This window comes from Candidatus Avelusimicrobium stercoris (genome assembly GCF_002437085.1).
Classification (GTDB): Bacteria; Elusimicrobiota; Elusimicrobia; order Elusimicrobiales; family Elusimicrobiaceae; genus Avelusimicrobium; species Avelusimicrobium stercoris.
On record NZ_DJOA01000023.1, the window covers coordinates 1 to 6,849 of the forward strand.

7 protein-coding genes are annotated in these 6,849 nt (G+C 50.2%); 2 read left to right on the forward strand and 5 right to left on the reverse strand.

The genetic code is table 11. From position 1 onward, the window contains the following. The coding region (locus B2118_RS03910) for a hypothetical protein (protein WP_428053407.1) at positions 1–674 on the forward strand (674 nt) is incomplete at its 5' end. Between the two features lie 69 nt (positions 675–743). Here B2118_RS03910 and B2118_RS03915 read toward each other — a convergent pair. From B2118_RS03915 to B2118_RS03935, 5 genes are all read right to left on the reverse strand, one after another. Continuing rightward, a complete protein-coding gene (locus B2118_RS03915) occupies positions 744–1,793 on the reverse strand; it encodes an anion permease (RefSeq protein ID WP_428053408.1) in 1,050 nt (349 codons plus the stop codon). An 11-nt stretch (positions 1,794–1,804) separates the two neighbouring features. After that, positions 1,805–2,422, reverse strand: a complete 618-nt coding sequence (locus B2118_RS03920) for a DUF47 domain-containing protein (protein WP_428053409.1) — start codon at positions 2,420–2,422, stop codon at positions 1,805–1,807. Positions 2,423–2,567: 145 nt separating this feature from the next. Further along, a complete protein-coding gene (locus tag B2118_RS03925; protein ID WP_428053410.1) occupies positions 2,568–3,932 on the reverse strand; it encodes an acetate kinase in 1,365 nt (454 codons plus the stop codon). Positions 3,933–4,090: 158 nt separating this feature from the next. Continuing rightward, complete coding sequence (locus tag B2118_RS03930; protein WP_428053411.1) at positions 4,091–4,762, reverse strand: toxin-antitoxin system YwqK family antitoxin; 672 nt, start codon at positions 4,760–4,762, stop codon at positions 4,091–4,093. A 4-nt stretch (positions 4,763–4,766) separates the two neighbouring features. Then, positions 4,767–5,993 carry an NAD(P)/FAD-dependent oxidoreductase gene (locus B2118_RS03935; protein ID WP_428053412.1) on the reverse strand — a complete coding sequence of 409 codons (1,227 nt, stop codon included), beginning with the start codon at positions 5,991–5,993 and terminating at the stop codon, positions 4,767–4,769. A 94-nt stretch (positions 5,994–6,087) separates the two neighbouring features. Here B2118_RS03935 and B2118_RS03940 point away from each other — a divergent pair, with 94 nt between their 5' ends. Then, the gene (locus B2118_RS03940) at positions 6,088–6,780 is read left to right on the forward strand and encodes a hypothetical protein (protein WP_428053413.1); all 693 of its coding nucleotides are present in this window, start codon (positions 6,088–6,090) and stop codon (positions 6,778–6,780) included. Positions 6,781–6,849 lie beyond the last annotated feature (69 nt).

Here is a 6,849-nt window from a genome sequence, read left to right on the forward strand (position 1 = left end):
CCGTAAACAGCGGTACGCCCAGTGCACTTTTGAATAACGTGTATGTAAATGGCGGGCAAACAACGGTCAAAAACGATTCGTATATTTCCACGTTAGACGCAGTAAATAGACTTAAACAAAAGGCGGCAACTCTGCGCGCCAATAAATTATCTGTCAGCGGTTCGGAGGACGCAAGCCTTTATGACGGTGCAACGACTGACGGATTTACGTTAGCGGGAAATGATATTCCGCAGCCGACATCTTCGCACGTGAATACAGGGGCGGCACTTAGCAACTGCACGTTAAAATGGGAAGAGCGCGTAACGAGTGATAACCAAAAGGTAAAACTTTTGGCTTTGGTGAATTGCAATGGGGAAACTCCTAGTATTCCTGGTGATCCCGGACTGGAGCCTTTGGACCCTTGCGAAGGTATTGTTTACAAGGAAAGCCATAAGGCCGAGTGTTGTTTTTTAGCCCCTATGGAGCCGCCAGATGGGATATGTTATAAATGGGATTGGGTTTATGTTGTCGGTGGGGAGAGGCATGATGCTACTTGTACACGCTCTGAAAGCAAAAAAACCTGTAATATCGCCTGTTCTAGTCGAAATAGTTATTGCGATGTAGAATATTGTAGTGACCGCTCTACGTTAATTACTGAGCATTATCAGTGTGGTGTCGTTAGAAACGGTTGGTAAAGAAGTTTTTCCACATAAAAACCGCCCCGGGAGATGTATTTCCCGGGGCGGTTCCTTTAATAAATTTCCTTATTTAATAAGCCACGTTTTTAGCAGGTAGCAGGCGGCGGAAATCAGGGCCGCGGCGGGAATCGTAATAAACCAAGCCCACACAATGCGGTTGGCTACGCCCCAGCGCACGCACGACAAACGGCGCAGAGAGCCGATACCCACAATCGCGCCCGTAATCGTATGCGTGGTGCTGACGGGTACGCCCAACAACGAGGCGATAAACAGCGAAATAGCCGAGCCAGACTCTGCGCAAAAGCCGTCCACCGGGCGCAAGCGGGTAATCTTCTGCCCCATTGTTTTGACAATTCTCCACCCGCCGGAAAGTGTGCCGAGCGCAATAGATCCGTGGCACAAAAGTACCACCGAAAGCGGCACAATAAACGCGCCTTGTGCTACTTGGTGCATTTCTTCGTGTGTGAGCAGAAAGTCCCGGATGGGGGCCGCTTCCTGCCCGGCAAGTCCGCCCAAAAGGAGCATACTGATAATGCCCATAGTCTTTTGCGCATCGTTGCCACCGTGGCCCAAGGAATAAGCGGCGGCGGAGAGCAATTGCCCTTTGCGGAAGAAATGGTCCACCTTGTAGGGGTTAAACGGGCGGCAGATGTTGAAGACTATCGTGCCGATAATAATGCTGAGCAAAAAGCCCAAGAGGGGAGATAAAAAGATAAACAAGATCGTCTTTAAAATCCCGCCGGAAACTAGGGCATTTACTCCACCTTTTACAAAGCCTGCCCCGATGAGGCCGCCGATGAGCGCGTGCGAGGAACTGGACGGCAAGCCCCACCACCAAGTAAGGATGTTCCACCCGCAGGCTCCCATTAGCGCGCCAAAGACGAGGTTGGCGTCCACAAAGTGAATATCCACAATGCCCGCGCCGATGGTTTTGGCTACGCCTGTATGAAAGACCAAAAAGGCTACAAAGTTAAAAAACGCCGCCCACGCCACCGCCACCTTGGGCGATAACACGCGCGTGGAAACCACCGTAGCCACCGAGTTGGCCGCATCGTGAAAGCCGTTTAAATAATCAAAGAATAACGCCAAAATAATTAGGAAGATAATCCACAACATAGCGGGCTCCGTTAATTATTTTTAACCAAAATAGATTCCACCATATTGGCGGCATATTCGCAAAAGTCGGTTACCGTTTCGCCCAGTTCGTAGAGTTCCTTTTGTTTCAAAATCATAATGGGGTCTTTTTCGTTTTCAAACAAATAGGTAATGGCTTCGTCGCGCAGGACGTCGCCCTCGTTTTCCAAGCGGTTGATTTCCACGCATTGGATAAGGGTTTCCTTCATATTTTTGTTGCTGCGCAGAGAGGCCAGGGCCTTTTGGAGCGCCTTAGAGGTTTGGGAAATGGTGTTTCCCATTTTTTTGCTGTATTCGGTCGGCTTATGGATTTTGTACATACAAAAGCGGTTCGCCAGCAGGTAAATGCTATCTACAATATCGTCTAAGCGGTTGGCTAAGGCCAAAATATCCTCGCGGTCAAACGGAGTGATAAAGGTTTCGTTTAACGTGTTAATGGTGGTGTGGGTGAGTTCGTCGCCATAGTGTTCAATTTCGTGCATTTCGCGGATGTTTTCGGGGGTAAAGTCGCCGCTGTCAACGAGTTTTTTGTAAAACTCGGCTGCGCGGACGATATTTTCGCCCTGCTTGTCAAACAAATCAAAAAACTTTACTTCTTTGGGTAAGAACATAAGTATGCTCCAATTAATTTTTTTCGTTCATCTTGCATCTTGCGGGCCCGGTGCGAATCTGCTTCGGCCGGGAGGGTTACGTCTGTACTGCTTTTTTGCTTTAAAAAAACGCCCGTTTGAATAACCAAACGGGCGCACATCAAAACTACTTGTTTAACTCCTGCTTTAACTGCTCGGGCAAATTAACGGCTGCCTTTAACAGGAAGGGGCGTTTTTTAACCTCTTCTATAAAGGCCGCATCGCGCAGTTTGTTGCGGTAGTCTTTCTCTTGGAAGATATAGCGGAACTTGGTATATACGTCATAAGTTCCGGCCAAGAGGGCCACAATATCTTGCACGCCGACGATTTCTTCGTCCGTCGGGATGACAAAGATTTTCACCGGCGAATTGTCGGCGGAAATGCGGCACTCGGCCTTGTTTGTGTCGGCAGCGTTGTTGCGCTCCTCGTCCAAGATAATGCCAAAGTTTTCAAGGCCTTTTAAAATCATTTCGCGGATGTTGGTGGCTCTTTCGCCCACCCCGGCGGTAAAGACAATGCTGTCCAACCGGCCCAAGGCGGCCATATACGCGCCAATGTACTTTTTAACGCGGTAGGATTCCACTTCCAAGGCCAGTTTGCACAGTTCGTCGCCGTTGGCGGCACCCTTGCGCACGTCGCGCTGGTCGGCAAAGCGGTCCCCGGTCAGGGCGTACATACCGCTCTTTTTATTTAAAATGGTGTACATTTCGTCCGGGCTCATATTGAGTTTCTTCATCATATGGAAGCAGATGGACGGATCCATATCGCCCGAGCGCGTGCCCATAACAAGGCCTTCTAACGGGGTTAAACCCATAGAGGTATCCAAGCATTGTCCGTTCTTTACGGCAGTTACGCTGGCGCCTGCGCCAATGTGGCAGACAATAGTGTTTACCTCGTCCACGTTTTTGCCTAATAATACGGCGGCACGGCGGGAGGTATATAAAACGGAAGAGCCGTGGAAGCCATAGCGGCGGATTTGGTAATCGGTGTACCATTTGCGCGGCAACGCATACATATAGGAGGCCGCAGGCATCGTCTGGTGGAAGGCGGTATCCATTACGCAAACGTGCGTAACGTTGGGCAACAGGGCGCGGGCGGCTTCAATGCCCATAATGTGCGCCGGGTTGTGCAAGGGGGCTAAGTCGGAAATATTTTTCAGTTCCGCTACTACGCTGTCGTCCACGATGACGGATTTGGCAAATTTCCCGCCGTGCACGATGCGGTGTCCTACCGCGCTGATGACGTTTACGTTTTCAATTACGCCGTGTTCCTTATCGGTCAGCGTTTCAATCACCAGGTTAATGGCGTCTTTGTGGTCTTTGCAATTTCTTTTTAATTCAAAGGTGGGATAACCGTTGCGGTCCTGGGAGATAAAGGAACCGTCAATGCCGATGCGTTCTACCGCGCCGGCGCAAAGGCTTTTCTTCTGGTCCCAGTCGTACACGCTGTACTTGACGGAAGAACTGCCGCAGTTTAAAAACAATATAATCATTTGGTTTAGAATCCTTATATAGGGCTCCCGCAGGAGCGGAATTTTGAAGGAAAATCCTTCCTCATTATTATTGTAGCAAAAAGAAACGCGGTGCGTTTGGATTTATAAAGCAAGAACCCCAGGGCGGACCCGGGGTTCTGTTGCGGTTACAAATAAGATTAGTGCGCCTTTTTAAGCGTCAAAACGCCGTCTTCAAAGAACCACTCTTCAATAAGCGCGCCCGTTTCGCTGAATTTTTTGGTTACGCCGTGGGGTTTTCCGTCCTTGTGGGGGGAGATAAGCGCAATCGTGCCGTTGGGGTGATAAATAATTTTATCGCCCACGATTTTATCGTTCTTATAGGTACACTCGGAGCGCAAATCGCCGTCGGGCGTATAGACCTTGCTCACGCCGTTTAAGTATCCCTTTTTATATTCGGCGCTTTCCAATACTTTGCCGTCCGGGTAGTATTTTACTTCTTTGCCGTCTTGGATGTCATCCACGTACGACAATTCCTTATACAGGCGGCCTGTCGGGTGGAAGACGCGGGCTTTGCCTTCCAGCATACCGTCTTTGTAAAATTTTTCAATGCTTACTTTTCCGTTTTCAAAGTAAATTTTGCAAATGCCGTTTCTCTGCCCGTTTTTAAATTCGCACTCAAAATATACTTTGCCGTTTTCAAAAAATTCCTTTACAATCCCGTCGGGCATCGTGCCGGAGTGTTTTTCAATATCCAAGTTTTTATCCAAGGTTTCCTGATACACTTCCTTCCCGTCCACATAGTAAGTGCGCACAAAACCGACGTGCAACGGGTCGTTTAAACTGGTTGTCTTTCTAACGATATCTACCATACGCTTATTTCTCCTCCGACGCATTTTTGGCCGCTATATAGCCCGAGGCCCAGGCAAAATGTAAATTAAATCCGCCGCTTTTTCCGTCCACATCCAATAATTCGCCCGTGATAAACAGCCCAGGGCATTTGAGGGACTCAAATGTATTATAGTTTATTTCTTTCGTGTTTACACCCCCTGTCGCGGCCATTGCTTCGGTCCACGGGCGTAAGCCCACGGCCGTAAGCGGCCACGCGGAGAGCGTTTCCCCTATACGTTTTAAACTGTTTGGGGTTTGCTCACGCATAGGGATATTTTTACGAAGCCCTATAAAATCAATCAGCAAATTAGCAATGCTTTCGTGCAAAATCCCGGCAAAAAAGTCCTTGGGCTTTCTATCGGGGAATTGTTTTAGGCGTTCTTCCAAGAATTTTTTAGGTTCCTTTATTTGCGGGAAAAAGTTAATCGTCAGTGGCACATTTCCGTGCGTTAGTGCGCGCGATACGGCGGAACTAACGTTAAGTACCGCGGGGCCGTTTACACCGTAATTTGTAAAAAGAATTTCGCCTTCCGCCCGGGCTAGCAGGGTTTTATCCTGCCAGGCCGACAGTACCACTTGGCTGCGGATACCCGTCAAGCGGGCGACAGCGGTTTCCTTTACACAGAGCGCGCTTAATGTGGGGCGCGGCGTGATAAGGGTATGGCCCAGTTTTTTGGCGAGTTCGTAGCCCGCGTTTGTGCCCGTTAGTTGCGGGTACGCGCACGAACCGCACGCAAGCACCAATTTTTTGGCCTGAAAGGTTTGGCCTTGCTTAGTAGAAAGTAAAAAGGTTTTGCCGTGCTTTACGCGGATTACTTCTTGCCCGGTTAAAAGTTCGGCCCCGGCCTCTTTTACGGCCAGTTTAAGGGGTTCGGCTACGGCGGTGGATTTGCCCGTCTGCGGGAAAATGCGTCCCAAGGCTTCCTCTTGCGTGAGTACGCCCAACTGGTGGAAATAATCAAGCGCGTTTTGGAACGAAAATTGTTTTAAGGCGGACGAAATTAACTCTGGGTCCGCGTGGTAGTATTCGGGCGAGACGTTGGCGTTTGTCAGGTTGCAGCGGCCGTTGCCGCTAACCAAAATTTTGCGTGCGGGCAGGGCGTCTTTTTCCAACAAAAGCGTTTTTTTGCCGCGGCGAGCGCACTCCCGCGCGCATATCAGCCCGCTGGCACCCGCACCGATAATAATTACGTCGTAGATAGGCAAATTCATTTCATACAGTTTAGCAAAAAAAGAGGCGCTTTTCACTCTTGACAGTCCGCCGGGTAAGTATATACTATAAAAAGTAGCCAAAAAGGAGGGGTTTATGAGAATTGGATTTTTACTTTTTATTTTAGGATTGAGCGTTACCGCTTCTGCCCAAATGTACCGCGTGGGGGGAACCTCGCGCGCGAGTTTCGGCTCCCAACAAACGGAAGAGTCTTCTTCCGCACCTGCCACGCGCACTTTTAGCAGTTACGGCGCGCGCCAGCAACGCACGCAACGGAGCAATAATTCCCAGCCGTCTGCTTCCACCGCACAGGCGGATGTTTCCGCCACCCGGCAGACTGCCCCGGCAACAACAGGCAACGCGGCCCCGCAAGCTCCGGCCGCGGGTAAAGGGGGTAAGGCAGCCCAGAAGACCGACAAAAATCAAAATGCTGGCCCCAAAGAGGGGGATAAAAAGGATAGCGGCGACCAACAGCAAGCGCAAGCCGCTGCAATGAGCCAAGTGCAAGCAATGATGAACAGTTTTGGGCTTTCCGCCCCGCAAACGGGCGTGCCGCAGGCGGGCGGACAAAAGGACCAAAAGACCGCTGGTAACCGGGGCAATACTTCCCGCGCGGGGAGTGCAGCTTCGTCTAACCGTGGCGGCTCCGCAAATAAGGGCGGCGGAGATAACAACGCGGCTCCGGCGGCAGGTGTGCCGGATATGTCCGCCATAATGCAGGCGGCAAGTGCCGGGCAGATGCCGGACTTATCGGCCCTAATGGGCGGCCAGAGCGCTGGGAAAAAATAAAGCGTAGATAATTTAGACTTAAAAAATCCTCGGGCGAGTGCCTGGGGATTTTTATAACTACTGCTCACA

Coding starts and splice junctions, on each gene's coding strand:
- B2118_RS03935 (WP_428053412.1), bottom strand. CDS start 5,993: ATGAATTTGCCTATCTACGACGTAATTATTATCGGTGCGGGTGCCAGC.
- B2118_RS03915 (WP_428053408.1), bottom strand. CDS start 1,793: ATGTTGTGGATTATCTTCCTAATTATTTTGGCGTTATTCTTTGATTAT.
- B2118_RS03920 (WP_428053409.1), bottom strand. CDS start 2,422: ATGTTCTTACCCAAAGAAGTAAAGTTTTTTGATTTGTTTGACAAGCAG.
- B2118_RS03940 (WP_428053413.1), top strand. CDS start 6,088: ATGAGAATTGGATTTTTACTTTTTATTTTAGGATTGAGCGTTACCGCT.
- B2118_RS03930 (WP_428053411.1), bottom strand. CDS start 4,762: ATGGTAGATATCGTTAGAAAGACAACCAGTTTAAACGACCCGTTGCAC.
- B2118_RS03925 (WP_428053410.1), bottom strand. CDS start 3,932: ATGATTATATTGTTTTTAAACTGCGGCAGTTCTTCCGTCAAGTACAGC.